Here is a 23,216-nt window from a genome sequence, read left to right as displayed (position 1 = left end):
CGGTGCTCGGGCTGGGCGCCGCTCCCGTCTTCGCCCTGCTGTTCCTGGTGCTGTACGTCCTGGGGCGGCGACGGGACCCGCGGATGCTCCGCAACGGGGTGTTCCTGACGGCGGCCGTGCTGTTCGGGCTCGCGACGGTCGTGGCCGTGCTGACCAGGGTGGTCCCCGGGTTCAGCCTGCTCGTCGCCGTGGTGCTGCTGCTCGTGCCGCTGGCCGTCGTGGTGCTCGGGGTCGCCCTGGTCGCGAACGGTCTGCAGATGCTCCGGGCCGAGGGGCGCAGCGTCGGCAACCTGCTGTCGCTCGCCGCCGGGGTGGCGGTGTTCGTGCTACCGGCGGTCGCCATCGCCCTGCTCGTCTCGGGCAGCGGCGAGGGCTTCACGCTGTGGGACGGCACGAAGATCGCGATCGCCGTGCTGATGGTGTTCGTCTGCGGGTACTTCGCGCTGTCGCTGGTCGCGTTCGCCCTGTACTCCGTGGTCTACGGGCGGACGCGGCACGGCATCGTCCCCGACACGATCGTGGTCCTCGGCTCCGGGCTGGTGCACGGCGAGGTCCCGCCCCTGCTGCAGAGCCGGCTCGACCGGGCGCTCGGCGTCTACCAGGCCGAACGGGCAGCCGGACGCCGACCGCTCCTCGTGCCGTCCGGCGGACAGGGCGACGACGAACCCCGCCCCGAGGGCACCGCGATGGCCGAGTACCTGGTCGCGCACGGAGCCGACGCGGACGACGTCGTCGCGGAGACCGCGTCGCGGAACACCCGCGAGAACCTCCGGTTCTCGCGGGGCGTGCAGACGGCCGCCGGTCGGGACGGCCAGATGGTCGTGGTCACGAACAACTACCACGTGCTGCGGGCGGCGACCCTGGCCCGCCGCCTCGATCTGCCCGCCCAGGTCGTCGGCGCGCGCACGGCGGCGTACTACGTACCGATTGCATTCCTGCGCGAGTTCGCCGCGGTGGTCGTCGAGCACCGCTGGCTCAACGTGGTCGCCTGCACGCCGTTCGTGCTGTTCACCGGGTTCCTGCTCTGGGAGTCGTTCCAGCAGTAGGATCTCCACCATGGTCGAGATCCAGGCACCGCGGCCGACCGACCTGCTGCCCATCGGCGAGATCGTCCGCCGCACGGGCGTCGCCGCCTCGGCCCTGCACTTCTACGAGCGCAAGGGCCTGATCCACCCGGAGCGCACCGACGGCGGGACGCGGATGTACCCGCGGCACGTCGAACGGCGGATCGCGATCATCCAGGTGGCCAAACGCCTCGGCATCCCGCTGAGCGAGGTCGCCGAGCAGTTCGAGGCGCTGCCCGCCGACCGCATGCCCTCGCTGCGCGACTGGAACCGGTTGAACGAACGGTGGCGCGCACGGCTGCGGGCCCGCCAGCTCGAGCTCGAGCGCCTGCAGCAGGAGATGACGCAGTGCATCGGCTGCGGGTGCGTCTCGCTCGGAGCGTGTTCGGTCGTGAACCCGGGCGACACCCTGGGCGACGAGGGGCACGGCGCGCGTCGCCTGCTGCCGATCCAGGACGAGGCGGCGGACGATGCCACCGCCACCGCCGCCGACAACGACGCAGCCGCCGCTGCCGCCGCCGCCGCCGCCGAGGACGCTGTCGCCTAGCCCGCGCGGAGCCCGTCGTCGATCCGCTGCAGCAGCTCCAGCGCCTCGACCGCACCCCGTTCGTCGCCGCCGAGGGCCGTCCGGAGCTTGCCGGACCAGTGCCGGTAGAGCCGGTCCACGCTCTCCTGGGCCAGGGCGGTCGAGTGCAGCTGCACGGTCCGGGCGTCCGCCGGGTCCTGGCGCCGCTCGACCATGCCCTTCGCCACGAGCGACCGGAGTGCGACGCTGAGGTTGCTGCGCTGCAGGGCGGTCGCCTCGGCGGTGGCACTGGGCGAGGTGCCGGGGTTGCGGTTGATCCAGCGCATCACGAGCGCTTCGGTTCCGGTCAGCGGCACGATGTCGAGGGTCTCGGAGCCGTGTGGGTCGATGTCACGCGCGATCCGGAGCAGGACGTCCGCGAACTCGGCGAGGACGTGGTCGGACACGGCGGAGTGCATGACCGTACTGTACCGATCTCCGGCAATGAGTTATGCTTTCATAACAATGACCACGGACACCGGAACCATCCGCGCGACGATCGCGACACCCACGACCAAGCAGCAGGGCATCACGACCGCGCTGCTCCTGGTGCTCGGCCTGCTCAGTGCCGTCGCCCCCTTCGCCACCGACCTGTACCTGCCGGCGTTCCCGCAGATGACCTCCGAGCTCGGGGCGAGCGCCACCGCCGTCCAGCTCACCCTCACCGCGTTCCTGGTGGGCGTGACCGCGGGCCAGCTCGTGTTCGGTCCGCTGTCCGACCGGTTCGGCCGCGTGCCGCCGCTCATCGCCGGTGCCGCGGTGTGCGTGCTCGCCAGCATCGCCGCGGTGCTCGCGCCGAACATCGGCGTGCTCATCGCGGCCCGCCTGCTGCAGGGCCTCGGCGGTGCGGCCGGCATGGTGATCAGCCGTGCGGTCATCTCCGACCTGGCGACCGGCAAGTCCGCCGCCCGCGCGTTCTCGCTCATGATGATCGTCGGCGGGGTCGCCCCGGTCGTCGCACCGCTGCTCGGCGGCCTGCTCACCGGCCCGATCGGCTGGCGCGGCCTGCTCTCGATCGTGCTCGGCCTGTCGGTCATCATGCTCATCGCGGTCCTCGCCGTGATCCGCGAGACCCACCTGAAGGAACACCGCGACGCGCTGCGCGAGGAACGTCGTGGCTCGGGCTCGGCCCTGCGTGCCCTGCGCTCCCGCACGTTCCTCGGCTACACCGCGGTGTTCGGCTTCGCGTTCGCCGTGATGATGGCCTACATCTCCGCGTCGCCGTTCCTGTACCAGGACATGATCGGCTTCGGCACGGTCGGCTACGGCCTGGCCTTCGGGCTGAACGCCCTGGCGCTGATGGGCGTCAGCATCCTGTCCGCCAAGCTCACCGCGACCCGTTCGGTCACGGGCGTGCTGTCGCTCGGCATCGTGCTGGTGCTCGCGTCGACCGTGGCGTTCGCGCTGCTCGTCGTCTCCGGGGCGCCGGTCATCTGGCTCGCCGTGCCGCTGTTCACCGCGGTCGGTTCGCTCGGTCTGGTGCTCGGCAACGCCACGGCACTCGCCCTCGGTGCCGTGCCGTCGGCCGCCGGCAGCGCCTCGGCCGTGCTCGGTGCCCTGCAGTTCGGGCTCGCGGCGCTCGTGTCCCCGCTCGTCAGCATCGGCGGCTCGGACACCGCGGCGCCGCTGGCGATCGTGATGCTCGCCGCCGCCGTGGTGGCCGTCGTGGCACTGCTCGCGGCGCGGGGCCGGACCAGCACGCTCCGCTGACCCGGAACGGCGCCGCTCGCTGACCCGGAACGACACTGTCGACGTCGTACGACATCGACAGTGTCGTTCCGCGTCGACCAGACCACCATCAACCGCCCCAGCCCCAGGCCCCAGCCCCAGCCCCAGGCCCCAGCCCAGCCCAAACCGCCCGGCGTCAGCCCCGCCCCGGCCGCAGGAACGGCACCCGCGGCATGAGCCAGTCGACCCACACCACGCGCACCCCCGGCGCCACGGCGAGCGCCCACAGGATCGAGGCAGCGGCGTCGGTCGGGTAGTGGACCGCGTCGATCGACACCGCGACGAACACGATCACGATGGCCACGACCCCGAGCGTCAGGGCGAGCCGGTGCCACCGGGTCTCGCGGAGCAACCAGATCAGGGCGACCACGAACGCCGTGATGTAGACCGTGTGCCCACTCGGGTACCCGGGGTCGGGCTGCACGGGGAACGGGTGCGGCAGCACGGCGACGTCGGGCCGGGCGCGGTGCACGATCTCCTTCACGATCGCGGACGGCACCCAGGTGATCGCGATGGTGCCGCCGAACGCCAGGGCCGGTCGCAGGTCTCGCGTGCGCCACCAGATCACGGCGACGACGACGACCGTGATCCCGATCGCCGGTGCCGGACTGATCACGTGGTAGACCGCCGTGCTGAACGCCCCGATGAACCCGGTGTGCAGCGCGTTGAGGGCCTTGGACAGCCCGAGGTCCACGGTGCCGAGGGTGAACCCGACGATGGTGATGACGACGACCGCGATGACGGCGATCGCCACCGAGACGAGCGGGTACGGCGAGCGCTCGAGGATCCCGTACGCGGCGGGCTCCCGTCGGCGGGGACGGAGGAGCGGCGCGTCGTCGGTCATCCCGCCATCGTCGCAGCACGACCCCGGCATCCCAGGGCGAGTGAGCCTCACAAAACTCCGAAAGCGTTCAGCGCAGCGGTCGCGAGTAGACAGGGCACATGCCAACCGTTGCCGAGAACATCGTCGCCACCCTCCGCGCCAACGACATCCACCGGGTCTACGGCCTGCCCGGGGACTCCCTGAACGGCTTCACCGACGCCCTGCGCAAGGACGGCACGATGCGGTGGGAGCACGTCCGTCACGAGGAAGCGGCCGCGTTCGCCGCCTCCGCCGAGGCCGCCCTGACCGGTGACCTGACCGTCTGCGCCGGCAGCTGCGGGCCCGGCAACCTGCACCTGATCAACGGCCTGTACGACGCGAACCGTTCGCGGGTGCCGGTGCTGGCGATCGCCGCGCACATCCCCACGGCGGAGATCGGCTCCGGCTACTTCCAGGAGACACACCCGCAGGAGCTGTTTCGCGAGTGCTCCGTCTACGTCGAGTACGTCGCCGACCCCGTCCAGATGCCCCGCCTGCTCGAGATCGCCATGCGTGAGGCGATCGAGAAGCGCGGCGTCGCGGTGCTCGTGATCCCCGGCGACGTCCTGCTCGCCGAGGCGAAGGACGACCGCGCCACCCGCATCGAGCGGGCCACCCCGCGCATCGTGCCGAGCGAGACCGAGCTGCAGCGCACCGCCGACCTGCTGAACGGTGCCGACCGGATCACGATCCTGGCCGGAGCCGGCGTCGCGGACGCCCACGACGAGGTCGTCGCCCTGGCCGAGCGGCTGCAGGCCCCGATCGTGCACGCGCTGCGCGGCAAGGAGTACATCGAGTACGACAACCCGTACGACGTCGGCATGACGGGGCTGCTCGGCTTCGCCTCCGGGTACCGCGCCATGGAGGACGCCGACGTCGTGCTCATGCTCGGAACGGACTTCCCGTACCAGCAGTTCTTCCCGGCCAAGGCGAAGCACGTGCAGGTCGACATCCGCGGCTCGCAGCTCGGCCGACGGCACCCCGTCGACATCGGGCTGGTCGGCACCGTCAAGGACACCGCCCTCGCCCTCATCCCGCTGCTGACCGGCTCGCACCCGACGAAGCACCTGGAGGACTCGCTGCGGCACTACCGCAAGACCCGCGAGAAGCTCGACGACCTGGCGGTGCCGGCCGGCAGGAAGAAGCCGCTGCACCCGCAGTACGTCGCCCGGGTGCTCGACCGGCTCGCCGCCGAGGACGCCGTGTTCATCCCCGACGTCGGCTCCCCCGTCGTCTGGGCCTCGCGCTACCTCACCATGAACGGCAAGCGCCGGCTGATCGGCTCGTTCGTGCACGGCACGATGGCGAACGCCGTCCCGCAGGCGATCGGTGCGCAGACGGCGTTCCCGGACCGGCAGGTGATCGCCCTGGCCGGTGACGGCGGGCTGACGATGCTCCTCGGTGAGCTCATCACGATCGTGCAGAACAAGCTGCCGGTGAAGATCGTCGTGTTCGACAACTCGTCGCTCAACTTCGTCGAGCTCGAGATGAAGGCCGCCGGCTTCGTGAACTACGGCACCGAGCTGCAGAACCCGGACTTCGCCGCCGTCGCCGAGGCGATCGGCATCAAGGGGTTCCACGTCGACGTGTCCGACGACTTCGAGGACGCGATGGCCGCCGCGCTCGCGCACGACGGCCCCGCACTCGTGTCGGTCCGCGCGAACCGCCAGGAGCTCTCCATGCCCCCGGCGGTCACGCTCGAGCAGGCGAAGGGCTTCACGCTCTACGCCATCCGCACGGTGCTGTCGGGTCGCGGCGACGAGCTGCTGGACCTCGCGTCCACCAACGCGCGCCAGCTGCTGTAGACGCGAGCGGACGACGGCCTGGAGGCCCGTGGCGGCGCCGCCACGGGCCTCCAGGCCGTCACGACGTCACCACCCGAGCGTCTGGCCGTCCTCCAGGAACACGCCGGTGGGGGCCTCCGGGCCCGCGCTCGCGGCGGCCGCGATCGTCGCGGCGCTGACCTCGACGGGGCGACCGTGCGGGTTCGGCATGCCACCGAACTCGGTGGCCGTGTAGCCGGGCTCGATCGCGACGAAGTGCACCTCGGGCACGACGCGTGCGTACTGCACCGTCAGCATGGAGACGGCGGCCTTGGATGCGCCGTAGACCACGGGCGGCACGGTGAACGCGGGCTTCGACGGGTCGTGGGTGGCGGTGAAGGAGCCGAGCGCGCTCGACAGGTTCACCACGATCGGGTTCGCGGAGCGACGCAGGAGCGGCAGCGCGGCCTCGGTCGCGCGGATGGTGCCGACGGCGTTCGTGTCGAAGACGGCGAGTGCGTCCGGCCCGCTCTGCCCCCAGACGGCGATGCCGGCGTTGTTGACCAGCACGTCGAGTCCGCCGTTCGCGTCGACGTGGGCGAAGGCCGCGGCGACCGAGTCGTCGTCGCAGACGTCGAGCTGGACGGAGCGGGCGCCGATCTCGGCGGCGACCGCTGCGCCCTGGTCGGCGTCCCGGGCCCCGATCCAGACGGTGTGGCCCGCCTCGACGAGCTGTCGGGCGGTTTCCTTGCCGAGGCCGCGGGTGGCCCCGGTGATGAGTGTCGTTGTCATGGGTCCAGCGTCACGCTCGGCGACGACCGCAGGGAGTCGCCCCGTTGTCGTAGGACCGGCAGGGCCAGGACCCGGTCGCCCGTCGCGCGCAGACTGGGGACATGGCGGACACGGACTTCGGGCACACCCTGCGGCGGCTGCGCGACCATGTCTCCCCCGAGGCGGCGGGCATGGTCGTCGGGCCGCGTCGGCGCGCGACCGGCCTGCGGCGTGAGGAGCTGGCCGGCCTCGCGGGGATCTCGGCCGACTACCTGACCCGGCTCGAGCAGGGGCGGGCGACCTCGCCGTCCGCCCAGGTGGTCGAGGCGCTCGCGCGGTCGCTGCGGGTCGCCGATGCCGACCGCGAGCTGCTCTACCGGCTCGCCGGGCACGCGGTCCCCGGTGCCGACGTGGTGCCGTCGCGGATCCCGCCGAGCGTGCAGCGGCTGCTCGACCGACTGGCGGACACCCCCGTCGCGGTGCTCGACGCGGCCGGGAACCTGCTCGTCGCCAACGCCCCGTACGACGCACTGATGGGGCCGATCGGAGCGCTGCGCGGGAACGACCGGAACACCGCGTGGCGGCACCTGGTGGGATCCGGCAGCCGAGCCGTGCACACGCCCGAGGAGCAGGCGGCCTTCGAGGCGAACCTGGTGGCCGGGCTCCGGATGACCGCGGCCCGCTACCCGCTCGACCGCCAGCTGCAGCAGCTCGTGCGGGACCTCCGGGCGGCGAGCCCGCGGTTCGTCGAGCTGTGGGACTCCGGCGCGACCGTGCTCGGCGAGACCGCCCGCCGGAAGGTGATCGACCACCCGGACGTCGGGCGGATCACGCTCGACTGCGACACCCTGGTCGTCGGGCCGGAGGACCTGCGGATCCTGGCGTACACGGCCGAGCCCGGGTCGGTGGACGCGGAGCGGCTGGCCCTGGCGATCGTGGTGGGGACGCAGTCGTTGGTGGAGTGAGGCGGGGGCGGCGGCGGTCGGGCGGCCGGCCGTCGGCCGGCGTCCGGCGTCCGTCGGCCGGCGTCCGGCGGCGTCGCACAACCAAAGTGACCTCGAACCACGCGACCACGTGGCTCGGATGCACTTTGGTTGTGTACGGCTCAGTGGTTGTGCACAGCTCGGCACCGGCCAGCCGCGGCCGTTCGCTCGCTCGCTCGCTCGCTCGCTCGCTCGCTCGCTGCGAGCCCGCCTGAACCCTCCGGAGAAGGCCCACAGGTCGGCGCCGACGCCCTTGTCCGACTCAGACGCCGTCCCTAGGCTCCCGCTGTCAGACGATCGTCTGACTCCAGAACGGGACGAGGACGGGCATGAACGACGACACGCAGGTCAGCATGAACCGGGTGCACTGGGACGGCGGTGTGCCGCGCAGCGCGGTGGACGCCCTGCTGCACGACGGCGGCCTGGCGGTGGTCCCCACCAAGGTCGGCTACATCCTGATGACCTCGGACCGCGCGGGTCTGGAGCGGAAGTTCGACGCGAAGGAACGCAACCGCAACAAGCCGGGCGTCGTGCTCGTGAGCTCGCTCGAGATGCTCCGGAGCATCGCGCAGCTCACCCCCGAGATCGACGCCCTGTACCAGCGGTGCTGGGACGAGGACATCCTGCTCGGGTGCATCCTGCCCTGGAGCGACGAGGGTCGAGCGGCACTGCCGACGGACGGCTCCGACGAACTCATGATGGACACCCGCGGAACGTCCTGCTTCGTCATCAAGTTCGGCGTCCCCGGTGAGCTCGCCGCCCGCGAGCTCTGGACCGAGCACGGCAAGTTCGCCTTCGCGAGCTCGGCCAACCCGTCGGGCACCGGCAACCGTGGCGTGGTCGACGGCATCGGCGAGCGCATCGCCGAGCGCGCCGACGTGATCGTCGAGGCGGACGACTACGTCGCGTCCATCCAGCCGGAGCAGAGTGCCGAGACCCGCTACGAGCAGGGCGTCATGGTGTCGATGGTCGACAGCACGGGGACCCTGATCCCGCTGCAGGACGGACGCCGATCGGTCATCCCCGCACCGACGCTGATCCGCAAGGGGCTCGACGTCGACCGGATCATGGGGCTGCTCGCGGACACGTTCACGAGCTGGGACTACCGGCAGGGTGAGTACTACTGAGCCCGCACGAGAGGACTTCCGTGGGCAGGAACCGCCTGTCGCGTGAGGACGCCTCGAGCCGCATCACCGCGTTCGTGTACGGCAACATCGTGATCCTCGGCACGATCGCACCCATGGTCCCGGACACCGCCGAGAGCGGTCGGGGGCTCTGGTACGTCCTCGCCACCGCGTTCTCGACCTTCCTCGCACACACCTTCGCCGAGTCGGTCGGCCGACGTGCGCGGAGTGACCACCGCCTCACCGGGGAGACCGTCCGCGCCGAGCTCCGGGATTCGCTGCCCGTCCTCACCTCCGGTTTCCTGCCGGCTGCTGTCCTCGCCTACGCCTGGCTGACCGGCGCATCCGGGCTCGCGGCCGAGATCATCGCGATCGCGTACCTCGTGGTCCGGCTCGCCCTCCTCGGGCCCGTCGTGGCCAGGCTCCGCGGCGAGAACCCGTCCCCGCGGACGTTCGTGGCCGGCCTCGTCCTCGCGCTCGTCGGTGTCGGCATCGCGCTGGTCAAAGCGGGTCCGGGCTTCTGAGGCGAGCGTGCGCGGGAGCGCGGGAACCTCGACGCCTCGCGCCGTCACGTGGCCTGGCCGTCGGCGACGGCCGCGACGGCTTCGATCTCGACCAGCTGGTCGTCGTAGCCGAGCACCGTGACCCCGAGCAGGGTGCTCGGCACGTCGTGCGCGCCGAAGGCATCGCGCACCACCTGCCATGCGGCGACGAGGTCGGCCTGCCGCGAGGACGCCACGAGCACCCGGGTGCTCACGACGTCCTCGATCGACGCACCGGCGGCTCGGAGTGCCTCCCGCATCGTCTCGATGCACCGCGCCGCCTGCCCCGCGTAGTCCCCCACCGCCGCCGTGGACCCATCCGGTTCGAGCGGGCAGGCCCCGGCGAGGAACACGAGCCGGGTCCCGGCCGGCACGGTCGATGCGTACGCGTACTGCGCCGCGTCGCTCAGGACGTCGGACCGGATGAGACGGACAGCGCTGGCCATGCCCGTCATCCTGCCAGCAGCGACGTTCTGACCTGCGAACGCTTCAGGCGCAGTACTCGTACGGCAGCTTCGCGACCGACCCCACCCAGATCGCAGCGACCGTGGCGCCGTCCGTCCCGAGCTGGAACGTCATGTAGCGTCCGTCGGCTTGCACGCTCCACATCGAGTACGGCCCCTGCTCCTCACCGTAGGTCCCGGTGTACTGCAGGTCCGGGTACGCGGACCGCACTTCGGTCAGGGGTGCTCCGATGCCGATGCCGGCGTCGGTCTCAGGCGAGTTCGTCGTCACCGGGTCCGCCCCCACCCCACCGATGGTCACCCCGGCGACCTTGCCGTCGCGGGGGATGACGATGAGGCCGGGGGCGTCGGCTCGCTCCCAGAACGTCGTCTCCGGGCTGGCCGGACACGCATCCGTACTCCGGGTGTATGCGGCTGGCAGGTCGTCGATCTCGCCCTGTACTGCGCCACCGAGGGCGATCGGTCCGACCTCGTCGGTCGAGATGGTCCAGGTCGCGGGATCCGACAAGCTGAACGCTGTGTCCGTCGCGGGAGCGGTCGGGGTCGGAGTACCGGTGTCGGCCGGTGCCTCCGGCGTCGCGGTCGCCGTCACGGTGCGGGTCGGCGTCGCGGCCGGTGAATCGGAACAGGCGGTCAGCGCCACCGCCGCGACGAGCCCCAGGGCCACGCCGGCGGTCCGGACGATGCCGCTCATGCGGCACCCGCAACACTGCGCCGCTGCCGGTCAGGCGGGAGTTGGGGACCGGGTTGCTGCACCGTCCGCCAGCTGCCGATCCGCGGGTCGAGCCGGACGGCGTCACCGCACTCGTCGCAGTGCGCCGCTCCCGCCTCGCCGAGCAAGATCTTCGCGCCGTCGTGGACGAACGGGTTCGGGTTGCCGGGCATCGTCTGTTTCCCTCCGTCGGCGGACGTCGAACGGCCCCCGCCCGCAAGGCGGGGACCCGACCGGCGCGGGCTCCGAAGAGCCGCAGCACCGGCCGATGACCCCCGCGCCGTTGCGATGGCCGGTCCACCGTACGTCGAGCCTCCACGAGGAACGGAACCCCTGGGCCGCCATCGCAACCAGAGCGTTACACAGCTTCCGGCGCAGCGGTCAGTCGGCGTCCTCGACGTCGAACACGACGACCCGCGCACTCGCCGCACCGATGAACTCGGCCACCGGCCGGTGCTCCGGGTGCGGCAGGTACCCGGCGAGCGCGGCACGATCGCGGAACCGGACGACGAGCATCCAGTGGAACCCGCCCTCCAGCCCCTCGGTGCTCACGCTCGTACCGGACTGCACCGACTCGACCCCCTCGATCCGTGGCAGGTGCTCGCGCGACAGGGCCGAGGCCTCGGACGACCGGTCCTCCCCGTCCCACTCGACCAGCACGGTGTGCGTCACTCCGGACACGTGGTCCCCTTCCTCGAATGCAAGAACACGAAACTCAGAACCTCAGAACCTCAGAACGCCGGCGTCCCACCGGCGATCGTGATCGTCGACCCGGACTGGTAGCTCGACTCCGGGCTGACCAGGTGCACGTAGGCGGCACCGAGCTCGGCGGGCTGACCGGGACGGCCGAACGGCGAGCTCTCCCCGAAGTGCGACACCGTCTCGGCGTCGTCGGAACCCGGCTGCAGCGGCGTCCACACCGGCCCCGGCGCGACGGAGTTCACGCGGATGCCCTTCGGCGCGAGCTGCTGCGCGACGGCCTCGGTGAAGAGCTTGATCGCGCCCTTCGACACGGCGTAGTCGATCTTGTCCGGCGAGGGCGTCGACGCCTGGATCGAACCGGTCGTCACGATGGTCGACCCGGGCTCGAGGTGCGGCACGGCGGCCTTGGTCAGCCAGAACAGCGAGTAGATGTTGGTCTTGAAGGTGGAGTCGAACATCGAGGTGTCGAGCGTGAGGATGTCCTCGTTGCTCTCCATGCGCCCTGCGACCATGACCAGGGTGTCGAGGCCGCCGAACTCGTCGACCCCCTTCTGCACCAGGTCCGTGCAGTACTGCTCGTCCGAGATGTCCCCGGGGAACAGCACGGCGCGACGGCCTTCGGACTCGAGCAGGTCGCGGACCTGTTCCGCGTCCTCCTGCTCGTCCGGCAGGTACGAGAGCACCAGGTCCGCGCCTTCGCGCGACAGGGCGATGGCGGCGGCACGGCCGATGCCGGAGTCGGCACCGGTGACGATGCCGCGGTACCCCTTCAGCCGTCCGAGCCCTGTGTAGCTCTCCTCGCCGTGGTCGGGCTTCGGGTCCATCTTCCACGCGGCGCCCGGCAGTGACTGCTCCTGCTTCGGGTACGGCGGTGCCGGGTAGAGGGTGTTCGGATCGCGCTTCTCGTACTGGCTCATGGCCCCACTGTCGTCGCGGCGCCCGCACGGGCGCTCAGCTGGTGGGTGACGGACGCCGAGCAGGCGACCCCGGTTCTGGAGATGGGTGGGGACGCCACGGGAGGCGCGGTGCCAGCTGACACCGCGCCTCCAGTCCGTCAGGTGGTTCAGACGCCGGCCGTGGTCCGGATCCAGGACGAGGCCTGCGACAGCAGGGCGTAGTTCGAGCCGGCCTTGGTGTTCGCGCCGGGGTCGGCGCTGTCGCCGGTGGAGCACACGGCGACGACCTTGCCGTTGACGAGCAGCGGGCCGCCCGAGTCGCCGTGGTTCGAGGCACCGGTCACGCCGGTGAGGTGCTGGGCACGACCGTTGAAGGCGTCGGTGCTCGCGCCGGTGAGCGAGACGGTGGCCTGGTAGAGGCCGTCGGACTGGGTCGCGTTGGCACGCAGGCCGTAGCCCTGGATGGTGCCGGTGCCGCTCGACTTGGCCGTCGCGGTGAGGTCGAGGGGTGCGTAGGTGGACAGCGAGTAGGCGGTCCGCAGGTGCACGAGCGCGATGTCACCGGCCGGCGAGGCGCTGACCCGGTCGACGGCGACGGCCGCGCCGCGGTTGACGGTGGAGTTGGAGTGGTAGACGTTCATCGCGCCGATGCCGTCGATGCAGTGCCGGGCGGTGAGGATCCACGAGGCGTTGAGCTGCTCGCCGGTGCAGTTGCTGACGTAGCCTGCGGGGATGCTCCCGCCCGAGGCTTCGAGCTGCACCGCCCATGAGGTGGTGGGGGCCTTCTCGCCGCCGACGACCTTCGTGCTGACGGGCAGCGCGGACGCGGGCGAAGCGGCGAACACGCCGGCGGTGATGACGGCGACCGCGGCGAACGCGGCTGCGATGGACTTCTTCATGACGACTCCTCTGTCGGTGAAGCACCTGCCAGTTGCTCTGTGCAACTGATGCGCCATCCTGACCCCCTGTCCGGGGGTCGCACCAGTCCGCACTTCGACGGACGCGCCTGCTTGCGGACTCGAGAGCCGTGATCCGGTACGCGAACTGGCTGAGCCGTGCGCCATCGGTCTGGACGTAGCGTCGAAGCATGACGACCAGTGGCGCGACCAACCTGCCGGATCGGTTGGTGCCGGCTCTGGACACTGACCTCGAGGTGCTCGACGCCATGGACCGGGTCATCGCGGCGTGCGTGGAGGGGACCTCGGCGACGGAGGCGGGCGTCGTGCTGGCGGACCGGTCCGGTGTGTTGCAGGTCGTCGCCTCGACGAGCGAGCGCAGCAGCGAGGCCGAGGAAGCGCAGCTCGGGACGAACGAGGGCTCGTGTCTCGACTGCTACCGGACCGGGAAGACGATCGACGTGCCCGACGTGTCCACGCACGAGTCGGAGTGGCCGGCGTTCTCGGCGACGATGCGTGAACGCGGGCTGCACGGCACGTTCGCCGAGCCGATCCGTCTGCGGGACCGCACCATCGGCTCCCTGTGCGTCTTCGCCGACCACACCCGCGGGCACAGTGACCAGGACGTCGTGCTGATGCAGCTGCTCGCCGACGCGGCTTCGGCTGCCCTCGTCCGACAGCGCGACCGGGGGGTGTCGACCACGATCGAGGAACAGGTCGAGGACGCGCTCGAGGCCCGGGTGCTCCTCGAACAGGCCAAGGGCGCACTCGCGTACCGACGGGGCATCCGGATGGACGAGGCGTTCCAGATCCTGCGACGTGCTGCTGCCGGTGCGGGCCGCGGGATCCGGGCCATGGCGGAGGACGTCGTGCACGGGGGTGCCGATCTCGGCAGCACCGGCTAGACCGGTTCCGTCCGGAGGACCAGCCCGTGGTGGTGCGTGGTGAGCGACACCGCGACCACCTCGCCGAACGCATCGCCGTCGAGCTGCACCCGCTCCGGGGTGTCGACGGTCAGCCGCAGCGTCCGTGCCCGGGTGTACCGGAGCGCACGGGAGGTCTGCAACACGCGAGCGAGGAGTCGCCCGAACCGGGTGCGCGCGAAGAACCGGTTGAGCGTCAGGGCGTACCCGACCTTGGTCCACCCGAACCACCCGGCCGGCCGGAACGCCACGGCGTCGAGGATCCCGTCGTCCGGGCGGGCAGCGGGGAGCAGCAGGATGCCCGCGGTCAGGGTGCCGCAGTTCCCGACGATGATCGTGTGCGCGCTCATGCTGCGGAGCGGGCCGTCGTCGATCCCGTAGTGCACCGGGATCTGCCGGTTGCCGATCACGGACCGGGCGATGGGATCCGAGTAGGCCACCCACCCCAACCGCTTCTTCACCCACGCGTTCGTGTCCGCGGCCATGCTCGCATCGAGCCCGATGCCGGTCATCACCAGGAACGCGTGCGACGTCGTGGTGCCCGACGGGTCGGTCAGGTCGGCCAGCCCGACGTCGATCGGGCGGTCCGTCCCGCCGAAGCCCGCACGGACGGAGCGCACCAGGTCGCCGAGGGGCAGCCCGAGGTTCCGTGCGAACAGGTTGCCGGTGCCGCTGGGGACGAGCGCGACCGGCGTCCCGGTGCCGCGGAGTTCCTCGGCGACGACCGGAGCGTGCCGTCCCCGCCGGCGACGAGGACGACGCTCGGGCGGGCGTCGCGCGCGGCCCGTGCGGCAGCCCGACCGTCGTCGTCGGCACTCGTGACGAACCAGAGCGACTCGGCCCATCCGTGGGCACGCTCCTCGGTGCCGAGCACCGATCGGAGGCGCGCCTGGTCGATCTTGGTCGGGTTCACGACCACCGCTGCTCGCAGCTGGTGGGCGTCGTTCGGGAGGTTCGGCACGGGGCAGGGCGGGGCGGGGCTCAGTGGATCCGGAGTTCGGTCACCATGGGGCAGACGAAGGGGTCGCGGGCGGCGAGGCCGACGCGGTTGAGGTACCGGACGACGATGCCGTACGAACGCAGCAGCGTGGTCTCGGTGTAGGGCACGTCCAGGGTGTCGCAGTGGTCACGGACGAGCAGGCGGGCCTGCTTCAGCGCCGGACGCGGCATCGACGGGAACAGGTGGTGCTCGACCTGGTAGTTCAGCCCGCCCATCAGGAACGACACCCACCAGCCGCCGCGGATGTTGCGCGAGGTGCGCACCTGACGGGAGAAGAAGTCGACCTTGGCGTCGTGCGCGATGGTCGGCATGCCCTTGTGGTTCGGGGCGAACGAAGCACCCATCATCACGCCGAACACGGCCAGCTGCACCCCGAGGAACGCGCACGCCATCCCGAACGGCAGGAACCAGAACACGACCGTCAGGTAGATCGCGAAACGAGCCACGAGCAGGATGCCCTCGAGGACCCGCCCCCGGGTGTCGCTGCGGCCGCCGGTGCCCCGGAGCACCGACATGACGGCGGCCCGGTGCAGGTTGATCCCCTCGAGCGTCAGCAACGGGAAGAACAACCAGCCCTGGTACTGCACGAACACCCGGAGCGGCCCGTTCGTCACGGCGGCGGCGTCCTCGGGCAGGAACCGGATCGCGTCCGGCGCGATGTCCGGGTCCTTGCCGACGGTGTTGGGGTTGCCGTGGTGGCGGGTGTGCTTGTTCATCCACCACGAGTAGCTCAGGCCCACGAGGAACGTGCCGAGCCAGCGGCCCGCGCGGTCGTTCCACTTCTGGGACTCGAACACCTGACGGTGCGCAGCCTCGTGCGACAGGAACGCGAACTGTGTGAACAGCACGCCCAGCGCGCCGGCCACGATCAACTGGAACCACGAGTCACCCAGGAACGCGAACACGACCCAGCACGCAGCCGTCGCCACGACGAGCGCGGAGAACAACGCCCAGTAGAACCCCCGTCGGCGCTCGAGCAGCCCGGCTTCCTTCACCTGCGCCAGCAGCGCGGAGTAGGACGAGGTGCCGCCGGTCCGCGGTCCGGCCGGGGAGCCGGTCTTCCGGTAGCCGCCGGTGAGGGCTTTCGAGCTGGTCTCCCGCTGCGGGCTGGTACCGGCGTGCTGCGTCGTCATGGATTCCCTGGTCGTCATCGGAATGGAGGAACGTTCCGGCGGCCGGGGTCTGGGGCAGCTGCTCCAACGCTAGAGCCGCCGCGCTCCCGGGTGCAAGCCACAGGTCCGCGTGTCCGCTGCTCGGTTACGGTTGTCCCGCCTGCTCGACGGAAGGACCGCTCCACATGACCGAGGTACGAGAAGCACGACTGGTCGAGACGTTCGTGACCCTCACCGACAGCCTGGTGGCGGACTACGACGTGGTCGACGTCCTGCAGACGTTGGTCGACCGGGCAGTGGAGTTGTTCGACGCCGCCGCGGGCGCGATCCACCTGCTCGACCAGCAGGACGAGCTGCGCGTCGTCGCGTCGACGAGCGAGCGCAGCAGCTTCATCGGTCTGCTCCAGCTCAACGCCGGTGAGGGGCCCTGCATCACCGCCGTGACCACCGGCCGACTGGTGACCTCGGAGAACGCCGACGACCTGCGGCAGCACTGGCCCCGGTTCGCCGAGGCATCGAGGGCTCGCGGCTACGCGGGCGTACACGCCATCCCGCTCCGGCTGCGGGACACCACCGTCGGGTCGCTGAACCTGTTCCGCGAGACGGAGGGGGCGCTGAACGGTGCCGATGCCCGAGCCGCGCAGGCCCTCGCCGACGTCGCGACCATCAGCCTGTTGCAGCAACGGACCCTCGAGCACGCGACACTCACCGCGGAGCAGCTCCAGCGCGCGCTCGACAGCCGGGTCGCCATCGAACAGGCCAAGGGGTACCTCGCACGTGCGGCCGGGGTCGACGTCGAGGAGGCCTTCGGCATGATCCGTCGCTACGCCCGCACACACCAGCGCTCCCTGAGCCAGGTCGCCGCAGCCGTGGCGCGCGACGACGTCCCGCTCGCCGACCTCATCGGGGCCGGAGCGTCCTGAGGGTTCCCTCGGGACACCCCGGCAACGACCAGGTCGTCCTCGACGAGCCGGGAGGCCCGTGGCACGTCGTCGAAGACACGATCGGTCGGCATGCCTCCAGGTATACGGGCACGTGGACCGACCGCAGGGCCGGCGACGGCACGCAGACGGCCCCGCGACCAGGGTCGCGGGGCCGTGAGGACGTGCGGGTTGATCAGATGCGGCCGACGCTGCGACGGCGACGACGGAGCAGGACCATGAGCGTTGCACCCGCGGCGAGCAGCGCGGCGGCGATGCTCAGCGGGACGGTCGGGTCCGAGCCGGTGAACGCGAGCTCACCGGTGGGCTGGCCGGTTCCGCCGCCGCCACCACCGCCGGCGCCTGCGGGGCCGCTCGGGGTGCCGGTGGGTGCCACTGCGGGTGCCGTCGGAGTGGGCGTCGCGGTGGGCACCGGGGCCGGGGCGCGGACGGTGATCGTGACGACGCTGGTGTCGTCCGGGCTGGTCCCGTTCGACGCGGTGATCGTCACGGTCGACGTGCCCGGGGTGGTCGGGGTGCCGGAGATGACGCCGGTGGTGCTGTCGATCGTCAGGCCGTCGGGCAGGCCCGTGGCGGTGAAGGTCGGGTTCGGGGTGCCGGTCGCGGTCACGGTGGACGAGTAGCGCACGTCCACGGTGCCGTCGGACGGGGTGCCCGAGGTGATGGTCGGCGACTCGGACGGGGTGCCCGGCGCGGGGCAGCCGTTCGATGCCGTGATCGTGTTCGTGTCGAGGGTCACTGCGCCGGTGCGGGCAAGCAGTCGGCCCTGCACGGTCGCGCCGGTGGTGGCGGTCACGGACTGCTGCGCCAGGACGGTGCCCTGGAACTGGGCGCCGGTGCCGACGGTCGCGGAGCTGCCGACCTGCCAGAACACGTTGCACGAGCTGGCACCGCCGGTGATCACGATCTGGCTGGCGGACCCGATGGTCAGGGTCGACGCGGCCTGGAACACCCACACGGAGTTCGCGCTGCCGGCCAGGGTCAGCGCACCGTTGTTCGCCAGGGCGAGGGCGCCGCCGGAGTACACGCCGGGTGAGAGCGAGAGGCCGTTCAGCTCGGTCAGACCGGTCTGGGTCGGGGAGAGCGAGGCGGCGACGTTGTACGCGGTGGTGGTGTCGCGCTGGGCCTGTGCGGCTGCGGCGTCGGTCTGGTGCGTGGTGCCGTTGACGACGCCGTTCGGTGCGCCGCCGAAGCCGGTGATGGACGTCCCCGGCGACAAGCCGAGGTCGCCGTTGATCACGGAGGGGCCGGTGTTCGTGACCGCGCTCGCGCCGAGGACGCCGTAGGTCGAGGCGGTGCCGAGGTTGACGGGGCCGTCGATGACCGTGGCGGCCGAAGCCCCACCACCGGTGCCGAGGGTGATCAGCGCGACGGCGGCGGCCGACACGACCAGGAGGGTACTGCGTCTGAGATGGCGAGCCTGCATGGTCCGGCCTCTTCCTGCAAGGAGAGGCGGGGTGACGTCGGCGACGAGCGCGCATTCTCGGAGGCTCGAAGTATGCGCCTCTCCACAGCTAGAACCTAGGAATGTCTGCACATTCACTCAAAGCCTGGCAATTGGCCTGGCTCGGAGGTGGAACGAGGGCGGAAGGCGCATGCTCACCACAGGTTGACCGGTCGCTCTCACCAGCGGACGGACAGGGAGTTCGGGTCTCCCGTCAGCCGGTGCGGCGCCGGTCCCGGGTAGGACAGGGCGCCCACCCCCGGCCGCACGGCGAAGGGCCCCGCGATCGGGATCGCGGGGCCCTTGCTCGTGCCTGGTGCTACTTGATGACGACCGTGATGGTCGGGCTGGTGCTCGTGGCGATCTCGGAGGTGCCGAGGAAGACGGCGTGCAGCTTGTGCGTGCCCTTCTTCAGCTTGAGCGCCGAGGTGTTCGTGCCGTGCGACACCTTGACGTCGGCGAGGCGCTTCGAGCCCTCGTAGATCCGCACGGTGCCGTCGACCCGGAAGCCGGTGGCGCCGACCTGCACGCTCGCCTTCCCGCCGCTGTACTGCAGGACGGCACGGGACGGGGCCTTCGAAACGGTCACCGTCGTCGCCTTGGCCGTCGTCGAGTCCGTGCCCGAGTAGGTCGTGTCGGCGTTCACAAACGAGGCCGTCACCGAGTGCTTGCCTATGGCGAGAGCGCTCGGCAGCGTGATGCTGGCCGTGCCGTTCTTCACCGGAGCGGTCCCGAGCACCGTCTTGCCGTCACGGAAGGTCACGGTGCCCTGCTGGGCACCGACCCCGCCGCCGATGGTCGCGGTGACCGTGACGGGCGTCTTGGTGCGGTACGTCTGCGTCGCAGCCGACACCGAGAGCGTGGTGGTCGTCTTCGGCAGCGTGGCGTGCAGGTTGAACTTGTCGACCGTCGAACCGATCGCAGCCGGGTCGGCCGTGGCCGTCGGCTGGAGCGTCACGCCGCAGCTGTCGACCTTGCCGTGCTGCACCGCCGAGTTGAGCGTCGTGCAGTCGCTGGCACGGATGTTCTCGACGGCGAGCTTGTCGTCGGTGACCGAGACCTTCACGAAGGTGCGGACGTGCTCCTGGTTCTCGACCGAGTTGGCGAAGTGTCGCTGACCCGTCGGGTCGAGCGGGTCCGAGCCGTAGCCGCCCTGGGTGGCGTCCGGGGTGGTGAGGTCGTAGTACTTCGAGCCCGAGGCCGAGTTCGCCGTCATGTAGATGACGCCGCCGGGGCCGGAGAAGACGTCGGGAGCAGCGGGCTGCTCGTTGACGTTGGCCTTCTTGCCGTTCTTGATCGCGTAGCTGCGCGAGTAGGAGTGGTCGTGGCCCTGCAGGACGAGGTCGACGCCCATGTCCGAGAACGAGCGCGTGAAGTCGAACCGGCGCTGCTGGTTGTCACGGTCGTTCGCGTGGTCGGCGGGCGAGTAGATCGAGTGGTGGTAGACCAGCGTGGTCCACTTCGCGTCGTCGCCGTGACGGGTGATGACGTCGCGCACGTAGTTCACGTGGGCAGCGTCCGAACCGGCCGCGTAGGCGTTCGAGTTGATGTCGATGAACAGGACGCCCTTGTACATGTACCAGTAGTCGCCACCCGAGTTCGCGGTCGTGTTGCCGCCCGGGTAGAAGTCCGGCACCTTCAGGGAGTTCGGCACCTGGTTGTGCTGCTCGTAGGCCTTGCCGCCCACGTCGTGGTTGCCGATGGTCGACGCCCACGGGTAGCGCTTCAGCACGTCGCTGCTGTCGGCGAACGCACCCCACTCGTACTCGTTGTTGGCGTGCTCGACCTGGTCGCCACCGGAGACCAGGAGCTCGGCGTCCGGCTCGGTCGACGTGGCGTACTTGAGCGTGTCCGCCCAGCCGGCGCCGTCGTCGTCGGTGAAGCCCGACGAGCCGATCTGCGGGTCGCCGAAGAACAGGAAGTCGAAGTCGCCGGAGAAGCTCTTCGTGGTGAAGGTGTACGACGCGGACCAGGCCGAACCGTCCGCCGCACCGACGTGGTACGTGTACGAGGTGTTCGGCTCGAGGGCAGAGATGGTCGCGTGGGCGTTGATGTAGCCCGACTCGGCGGCGATGCCGGGGATGCTCTTGGTGTTCGAGTCGGTCGCGCTCGTGTCGGCCGCGGTGTTCGCGGCCTCCGAGGCGGCGATCGTCTGCTTGGCGTCGGTGAAGACCCCGTCCGTCATGGACGCGGTCTTCTGGATCTCGAGCGACTGCGCGACGTTCGTGGGGAAGTACCACGAGGCGATGCGCTGACTCTCGGTCGCGCCGACGCCGAGCAGGACGTGGATCGGGCCACCGGTCGAGATGTTGGTGGTGGGGGTGTTCGTCGCAGCGGTGGCGGCGTTCGTCCCGACCATCGAGGCACCGGCGATGAGCGCCGCCCCGAGGACGGCTCCGCAGACGCGGAGGGTGGTGGTTCTGCGCCGGGTAGTGGCGCCGGACAGGAGACTCATGTGGGTCCGTTTCTCAGACGTGGGATGGTGCAGCACGGAAGACTCTGCATGCACTGCAAAACGTCTTGGTAAACGCTGAGTGACAGTTCGTCGCCGTTCAGGAACGAGCTCGACCTGTCAGCGGGTCCACGGCGAGCGTCAGCCCGCAGCCAGCCGTTCGACGAACCAGATCATCCCCATCACGAACACGCCGGCGGTCACGGCACCCGTCACCCAGAGCGACACCCGGTGCGCCTTCCGCCGCAGCAGTGCGAGCGGCGGGAACACGATGACGATGATCGCGAGCTGCACGGCCTCGATCCCGACGTTGAAGATGAGGAGCGAGACGAGCAGCTGCCACGAGAACGCCTCGTGGATGCCCAGCGCCCCGGCGAACCCGAGCCCGTGGATGAGCCCGAACGCGAAGACGACGGCCAGGCGGGTCCACCCGGCGCGGTCGAGCGAGAAGTGTCCGTGCTCGCCGACCACCAGCTCGTCGGCCCGAGATCGACGACGCCAGAGCCGCCACAGGTACCAGCCGGCGACCGCGGCGATCGACAGGGCGATGAGCGGCTCCACGACGATCGCGGGCGGGCTGACCACTCCGAGGGCGGCGAGGATGAACGTGATCGAGTGGGCGATCGTGAACGCGGACGCCGTGTAGACGACCTCGCGCAGTCGACGCGACCCGGCGATGAGCGCCACGAGGAACAGGATGTGGTCGATCCCGGTCAGCAGGTGCTCGGCGCCGAGGCGGAAGAACTCCCAGAAGCGCTCCCCCGCCGACTGCTCGGTCGAGAACGTGCGCTGCGAGGCGTCGAGGGTGGCCGAACCCGTCCGGTCGTCGACGTCGTAGGTGACGATCGTCTTGGTGTCGCGCACGAAGGTCTCGTCGTCCGGGAACAGCTCGGACGACACCACGTGCCCGGACTGCGTCTCGGACGGTTCCGGGCAGGTGAAGTCCGCGGTCACGTGGGCGTACGGCACCTCGTCCTGCAGGTCGACCGTGACGGCGTCGTCGAGCGTGCCCGTGCAGGCCTGCCCGCCGGCTCCGGTCACCGTGAAGCGGTCGAACACGTACTTCCCGATCGCGTCGGTGTGCGCCTCGGCAGCCGTCACCATCCCCGGGAAGTCCCCGTCGTCCCAGGCCTTCTGCCCCTGCTCGTGCAGCGCGTCGTCGTGCTCGCTCGTGGCCACCGAGACGAGCATCAGGTCGTACTCGAGCCCGAGCTTCGCCTGCACGACCGTCGGCTTCGTGGACGTGACGTCGGCGTGGACCACCGAGCTGAAGCCGTGCGCCGATGCCGGTGCCGCGCCCGCGAGCACACCGATCACGACCACCCCGAGCAGCACGAGCGCGGCGACGACCCGTGCGACGAGCGCGGACGCGGGAGACGAGTGGGCAGGGCGGGCGCGCAGGAGCGCGGCGGTGGTTCCGGAGGGCACGCGCAGACGATCCGGCCCGCAGGCGACCGGCAGGTGAACAGCCGGTGACCAGCAACGGGACGGGTGTTGGACAGGTCCCCCGCCCGGCCCGGGGCGGTCGGCGGGCGTGCTTGCATGGTTCCGTGACCCGCCTCGCCACCCGGACGACCGTCCTGTTGACCGCCGTCGCCCTCGCGGGTGCCGGCGCCGTCCTGCTGGCCGGCTGCTCCGGGGCGTCGGACGACACCGCCGGCGGCACCGGCCCGACGGCGACCGCGTCGGCGCACGCCTCGGCCGGGGTCCTGGGCGCCGGGTTCTCCGACCCCGACCAGCCGCCGGCTCCCGAGGCCACCATCCACCCGGAGCCCGGTTCGTGGTCCGGTGTGCACGCCCCCGCCGGCTACGACGTCGTGCTGCTCTCCGACGCCGGTGACGCCGCCGACGCCCCGACCCGGACCCTGCTCGACGCCGTCGAGTCGTGGGCCGCGGACGAGGACGTCACCGTCACCCCCGTCTCGGCGAAGGACGCCGACGACCGCATCGCCGCGGTCCTGCGCGCCGTCGACGCCGAGCCCGACCTGGTCATCACCGTCGGCAACCACATGGTCGACCCGCTCGCGGCCGTCTCGCCGACCGCGCTCCACCAGCAGTTCCTGGTCGTCGGTGCCGAGATCGCGGAGCCGACGTCGAACGTCACGGCGGCGGACTGGACGGGCGGCGGGTTCCGCGGCGAAGGCCTCGGCCCGTCGAGCCACTACAACCCCGAGACCTTCACCGAGGACCGCGCGGGTCGTGGTCTGCGCGCCGGGCTCGCCGCCGTGCTCCACGACCTGCGCGGCATCGTCGTCTGGGTGCCCTGACCGGG

General features: G+C 71.0%; 24 protein-coding genes. 10 read left to right on the top strand and 14 right to left on the bottom strand.

Going from position 1 to position 23,216, the window contains the following annotated elements; translation table 11 throughout:
- Nucleotides 1-2 precede the first annotated feature (2 nt).
- Nucleotides 3-1,046 carry a YdcF family protein gene (locus ORG17_RS01280; RefSeq protein ID WP_301565375.1) on the top strand — a complete coding sequence of 348 codons (1,044 nt, stop codon included), beginning with the start codon at nt 3-5 and terminating at the stop codon, nt 1,044-1,046.
- A 10-nt stretch (nt 1,047-1,056) separates the two neighbouring features.
- On the top strand, nt 1,057-1,611 hold the full coding sequence (gene soxR, locus ORG17_RS01275) for a redox-sensitive transcriptional activator SoxR (protein ID WP_250892328.1): 555 nt from the start codon (nt 1,057-1,059) through the stop codon (nt 1,609-1,611).
- Here the strand turns inward: soxR and ORG17_RS01270 are convergent.
- Nucleotides 1,608-2,048, bottom strand: a complete 441-nt coding sequence (locus tag ORG17_RS01270; protein WP_216852147.1) for a MarR family winged helix-turn-helix transcriptional regulator — start codon at nt 2,046-2,048, stop codon at nt 1,608-1,610. The two genes, soxR and ORG17_RS01270, sit on opposite strands and share 4 nt — an antisense overlap.
- Before the next feature lie 46 nt (nt 2,049-2,094).
- Between ORG17_RS01270 and ORG17_RS01265 the strand changes: the two genes are divergently transcribed.
- A complete protein-coding gene (locus tag ORG17_RS01265; RefSeq protein ID WP_214526908.1) occupies nt 2,095-3,339 on the top strand; it encodes a multidrug effflux MFS transporter in 1,245 nt (414 codons plus the stop codon).
- A 154-nt stretch (nt 3,340-3,493) separates the two neighbouring features.
- On the opposite strand, the gene ORG17_RS01260 is transcribed toward ORG17_RS01265, so the two are convergent.
- Nucleotides 3,494-4,201: a phosphatase PAP2 family protein gene (locus tag ORG17_RS01260; protein ID WP_214527144.1), complete on the bottom strand. Its 708-nt coding sequence runs from the start codon at nt 4,199-4,201 to the stop codon at nt 3,494-3,496.
- A 98-nt stretch (nt 4,202-4,299) separates the two neighbouring features.
- On the opposite strand from ORG17_RS01260, the gene poxB reads away from it, so the two are divergent.
- Nucleotides 4,300-6,024 (top strand): ubiquinone-dependent pyruvate dehydrogenase, encoded by a 1,725-nt coding sequence (gene poxB, locus ORG17_RS01255; protein WP_214527146.1) that lies wholly within the window; start codon nt 4,300-4,302, stop codon nt 6,022-6,024.
- Nucleotides 6,025-6,090: 66 nt separating this feature from the next.
- On the opposite strand, the gene ORG17_RS01250 is transcribed toward poxB, so the two are convergent.
- A complete protein-coding gene (locus ORG17_RS01250; RefSeq protein ID WP_214527148.1) occupies nt 6,091-6,774 on the bottom strand; it encodes an SDR family NAD(P)-dependent oxidoreductase in 684 nt (227 codons plus the stop codon).
- 101 nt (nt 6,775-6,875) lie between these two features.
- Between ORG17_RS01250 and ORG17_RS01245 the strand changes: the two genes are divergently transcribed.
- The 3 genes from ORG17_RS01245 (at nt 6,876) to ORG17_RS01235 (ending at nt 9,384) form a co-directional block, all read left to right on the top strand.
- Nucleotides 6,876-7,718 carry a helix-turn-helix transcriptional regulator gene (locus ORG17_RS01245; RefSeq protein WP_214527150.1) on the top strand — a complete coding sequence of 281 codons (843 nt, stop codon included), beginning with the start codon at nt 6,876-6,878 and terminating at the stop codon, nt 7,716-7,718.
- Nucleotides 7,719-8,065: 347 nt separating this feature from the next.
- A complete protein-coding gene (locus tag ORG17_RS01240) occupies nt 8,066-8,863 on the top strand; it encodes an L-threonylcarbamoyladenylate synthase (protein ID WP_214527152.1) in 798 nt (265 codons plus the stop codon).
- A 20-nt stretch (nt 8,864-8,883) separates the two neighbouring features.
- The gene (locus ORG17_RS01235; RefSeq protein WP_301565373.1) at nt 8,884-9,384 is read left to right on the top strand and encodes a hypothetical protein; all 501 of its coding nucleotides are present in this window, start codon (nt 8,884-8,886) and stop codon (nt 9,382-9,384) included.
- A 44-nt stretch (nt 9,385-9,428) separates the two neighbouring features.
- Here the strand turns inward: ORG17_RS01235 and ORG17_RS01230 are convergent, their stop codons facing one another.
- The 6 genes from ORG17_RS01230 to ORG17_RS01205 all read right to left on the bottom strand — a co-directional run bounded on the left by ORG17_RS01230 (nt 9,429) and on the right by ORG17_RS01205 (nt 13,075).
- Nucleotides 9,429-9,848 carry a Rid family hydrolase gene (locus tag ORG17_RS01230; protein ID WP_138802350.1) on the bottom strand — a complete coding sequence of 140 codons (420 nt, stop codon included), beginning with the start codon at nt 9,846-9,848 and terminating at the stop codon, nt 9,429-9,431.
- 43 nt (nt 9,849-9,891) lie between these two features.
- Nucleotides 9,892-10,560: a hypothetical protein gene (locus tag ORG17_RS01225; RefSeq protein ID WP_214527153.1), complete on the bottom strand. Its 669-nt coding sequence runs from the start codon at nt 10,558-10,560 to the stop codon at nt 9,892-9,894.
- On the bottom strand, nt 10,557-10,751 hold the full coding sequence (locus ORG17_RS01220; protein WP_214522786.1) for a hypothetical protein: 195 nt from the start codon (nt 10,749-10,751) through the stop codon (nt 10,557-10,559). Before ORG17_RS01220 ends, ORG17_RS01225 begins: the two co-directional genes overlap by 4 nt.
- Nucleotides 10,752-10,959: 208 nt before the next feature.
- Nucleotides 10,960-11,259, bottom strand: coding sequence for a Dabb family protein (locus ORG17_RS01215; RefSeq protein WP_214527155.1), 300 nt, complete (start codon nt 11,257-11,259; stop codon nt 10,960-10,962).
- A gap of 50 nt (nt 11,260-11,309) precedes the next feature.
- Complete coding sequence (locus tag ORG17_RS01210; RefSeq protein WP_027467207.1) at nt 11,310-12,197, bottom strand: SDR family oxidoreductase; 888 nt, start codon at nt 12,195-12,197, stop codon at nt 11,310-11,312.
- 146 nt (nt 12,198-12,343) lie between these two features.
- Nucleotides 12,344-13,075: a S1 family peptidase gene (locus ORG17_RS01205; RefSeq protein WP_214527157.1), complete on the bottom strand. Its 732-nt coding sequence runs from the start codon at nt 13,073-13,075 to the stop codon at nt 12,344-12,346.
- 188 nt (nt 13,076-13,263) lie between these two features.
- Between ORG17_RS01205 and ORG17_RS01200 the strand changes: the two genes are divergently transcribed.
- On the top strand, nt 13,264-13,977 hold the full coding sequence (locus tag ORG17_RS01200) for a GAF and ANTAR domain-containing protein (protein WP_214527159.1): 714 nt from the start codon (nt 13,264-13,266) through the stop codon (nt 13,975-13,977).
- Here ORG17_RS01200 and ORG17_RS01195 read toward each other — a convergent pair.
- Entirely contained in the window at nt 13,974-14,840 is an 867-nt protein-coding gene (locus tag ORG17_RS01195; protein ID WP_250892392.1) for a diacylglycerol/lipid kinase family protein, read from the bottom strand. The two genes, ORG17_RS01200 and ORG17_RS01195, sit on opposite strands and share 4 nt — an antisense overlap.
- A gap of 136 nt (nt 14,841-14,976) precedes the next feature.
- A complete protein-coding gene (locus tag ORG17_RS01190) occupies nt 14,977-16,128 on the bottom strand; it encodes a fatty acid desaturase family protein (protein WP_214527161.1) in 1,152 nt (383 codons plus the stop codon).
- Nucleotides 16,129-16,292: 164 nt separating this feature from the next.
- Between ORG17_RS01190 and ORG17_RS01185 the strand changes: the two genes are divergently transcribed.
- Nucleotides 16,293-17,030 carry a GAF and ANTAR domain-containing protein gene (locus tag ORG17_RS01185; protein ID WP_027467211.1) on the top strand — a complete coding sequence of 246 codons (738 nt, stop codon included), beginning with the start codon at nt 16,293-16,295 and terminating at the stop codon, nt 17,028-17,030.
- A gap of 193 nt (nt 17,031-17,223) precedes the next feature.
- Here ORG17_RS01185 and ORG17_RS01180 read toward each other — a convergent pair whose 3' ends face one another.
- The 3 genes from ORG17_RS01180 to ORG17_RS01170 all read right to left on the bottom strand — a co-directional run bounded on the left by ORG17_RS01180 (nt 17,224) and on the right by ORG17_RS01170 (nt 22,372).
- Complete coding sequence (locus ORG17_RS01180; RefSeq protein WP_214527163.1) at nt 17,224-18,435, bottom strand: ice-binding family protein; 1,212 nt, start codon at nt 18,433-18,435, stop codon at nt 17,224-17,226.
- Nucleotides 18,436-18,811: 376 nt separating this feature from the next.
- Nucleotides 18,812-20,947, bottom strand: a complete 2,136-nt coding sequence (locus ORG17_RS01175) for an Ig-like domain repeat protein (RefSeq protein WP_214527164.1) — start codon at nt 20,945-20,947, stop codon at nt 18,812-18,814.
- 138 nt (nt 20,948-21,085) lie between these two features.
- On the bottom strand, nt 21,086-22,372 hold the full coding sequence (locus ORG17_RS01170; protein WP_155896956.1) for a HupE/UreJ family protein: 1,287 nt from the start codon (nt 22,370-22,372) through the stop codon (nt 21,086-21,088).
- 122 nt (nt 22,373-22,494) lie between these two features.
- On the opposite strand from ORG17_RS01170, the gene ORG17_RS01165 reads away from it, so the two are divergent.
- Entirely contained in the window at nt 22,495-23,211 is a 717-nt protein-coding gene (locus ORG17_RS01165; RefSeq protein ID WP_214527165.1) for a type 1 periplasmic-binding domain-containing protein, read from the top strand.
- Nucleotides 23,212-23,216 lie beyond the last annotated feature (5 nt).

The organism is Curtobacterium flaccumfaciens pv. betae (assembly GCF_026241855.1).
Classification (GTDB): domain Bacteria; phylum Actinomycetota; class Actinomycetes; order Actinomycetales; family Microbacteriaceae; genus Curtobacterium; species Curtobacterium flaccumfaciens.
This window is presented reverse-complemented; position numbering and strand designations above follow the sequence as displayed.

Coding starts and splice junctions, on each gene's coding strand:
- poxB (WP_214527146.1), top strand. CDS start 4,300: ATGCCAACCGTTGCCGAGAACATCGTCGCCACCCTCCGCGCCAACGAC.
- ORG17_RS01230 (WP_138802350.1), bottom strand. CDS start 9,848: ATGGCCAGCGCTGTCCGTCTCATCCGGTCCGACGTCCTGAGCGACGCG.
- ORG17_RS01185 (WP_027467211.1), top strand. CDS start 16,293: ATGACCGAGGTACGAGAAGCACGACTGGTCGAGACGTTCGTGACCCTC.
- ORG17_RS01220 (WP_214522786.1), bottom strand. CDS start 10,751: ATGCCCGGCAACCCGAACCCGTTCGTCCACGACGGCGCGAAGATCTTG.
- ORG17_RS01260 (WP_214527144.1), bottom strand. CDS start 4,201: ATGACCGACGACGCGCCGCTCCTCCGTCCCCGCCGACGGGAGCCCGCC.
- ORG17_RS01200 (WP_214527159.1), top strand. CDS start 13,264: ATGACGACCAGTGGCGCGACCAACCTGCCGGATCGGTTGGTGCCGGCT.
- ORG17_RS01175 (WP_214527164.1), bottom strand. CDS start 20,947: ATGAGTCTCCTGTCCGGCGCCACTACCCGGCGCAGAACCACCACCCTC.
- ORG17_RS01250 (WP_214527148.1), bottom strand. CDS start 6,774: ATGACAACGACACTCATCACCGGGGCCACCCGCGGCCTCGGCAAGGAA.
- ORG17_RS01245 (WP_214527150.1), top strand. CDS start 6,876: ATGGCGGACACGGACTTCGGGCACACCCTGCGGCGGCTGCGCGACCAT.
- ORG17_RS01190 (WP_214527161.1), bottom strand. CDS start 16,128: ATGACGACGCAGCACGCCGGTACCAGCCCGCAGCGGGAGACCAGCTCG.
- ORG17_RS01225 (WP_214527153.1), bottom strand. CDS start 10,560: ATGAGCGGCATCGTCCGGACCGCCGGCGTGGCCCTGGGGCTCGTCGCG.
- ORG17_RS01205 (WP_214527157.1), bottom strand. CDS start 13,075: ATGAAGAAGTCCATCGCAGCCGCGTTCGCCGCGGTCGCCGTCATCACC.
- ORG17_RS01265 (WP_214526908.1), top strand. CDS start 2,095: ATGACCACGGACACCGGAACCATCCGCGCGACGATCGCGACACCCACG.
- ORG17_RS01270 (WP_216852147.1), bottom strand. CDS start 2,048: ATGCACTCCGCCGTGTCCGACCACGTCCTCGCCGAGTTCGCGGACGTC.
- soxR (WP_250892328.1), top strand. CDS start 1,057: ATGGTCGAGATCCAGGCACCGCGGCCGACCGACCTGCTGCCCATCGGC.
- ORG17_RS01210 (WP_027467207.1), bottom strand. CDS start 12,197: ATGAGCCAGTACGAGAAGCGCGATCCGAACACCCTCTACCCGGCACCG.
- ORG17_RS01195 (WP_250892392.1), bottom strand. CDS start 14,840: ATGGGCCGAGTCGCTCTGGTTCGTCACGAGTGCCGACGACGACGGTCG.
- ORG17_RS01240 (WP_214527152.1), top strand. CDS start 8,066: ATGAACGACGACACGCAGGTCAGCATGAACCGGGTGCACTGGGACGGC.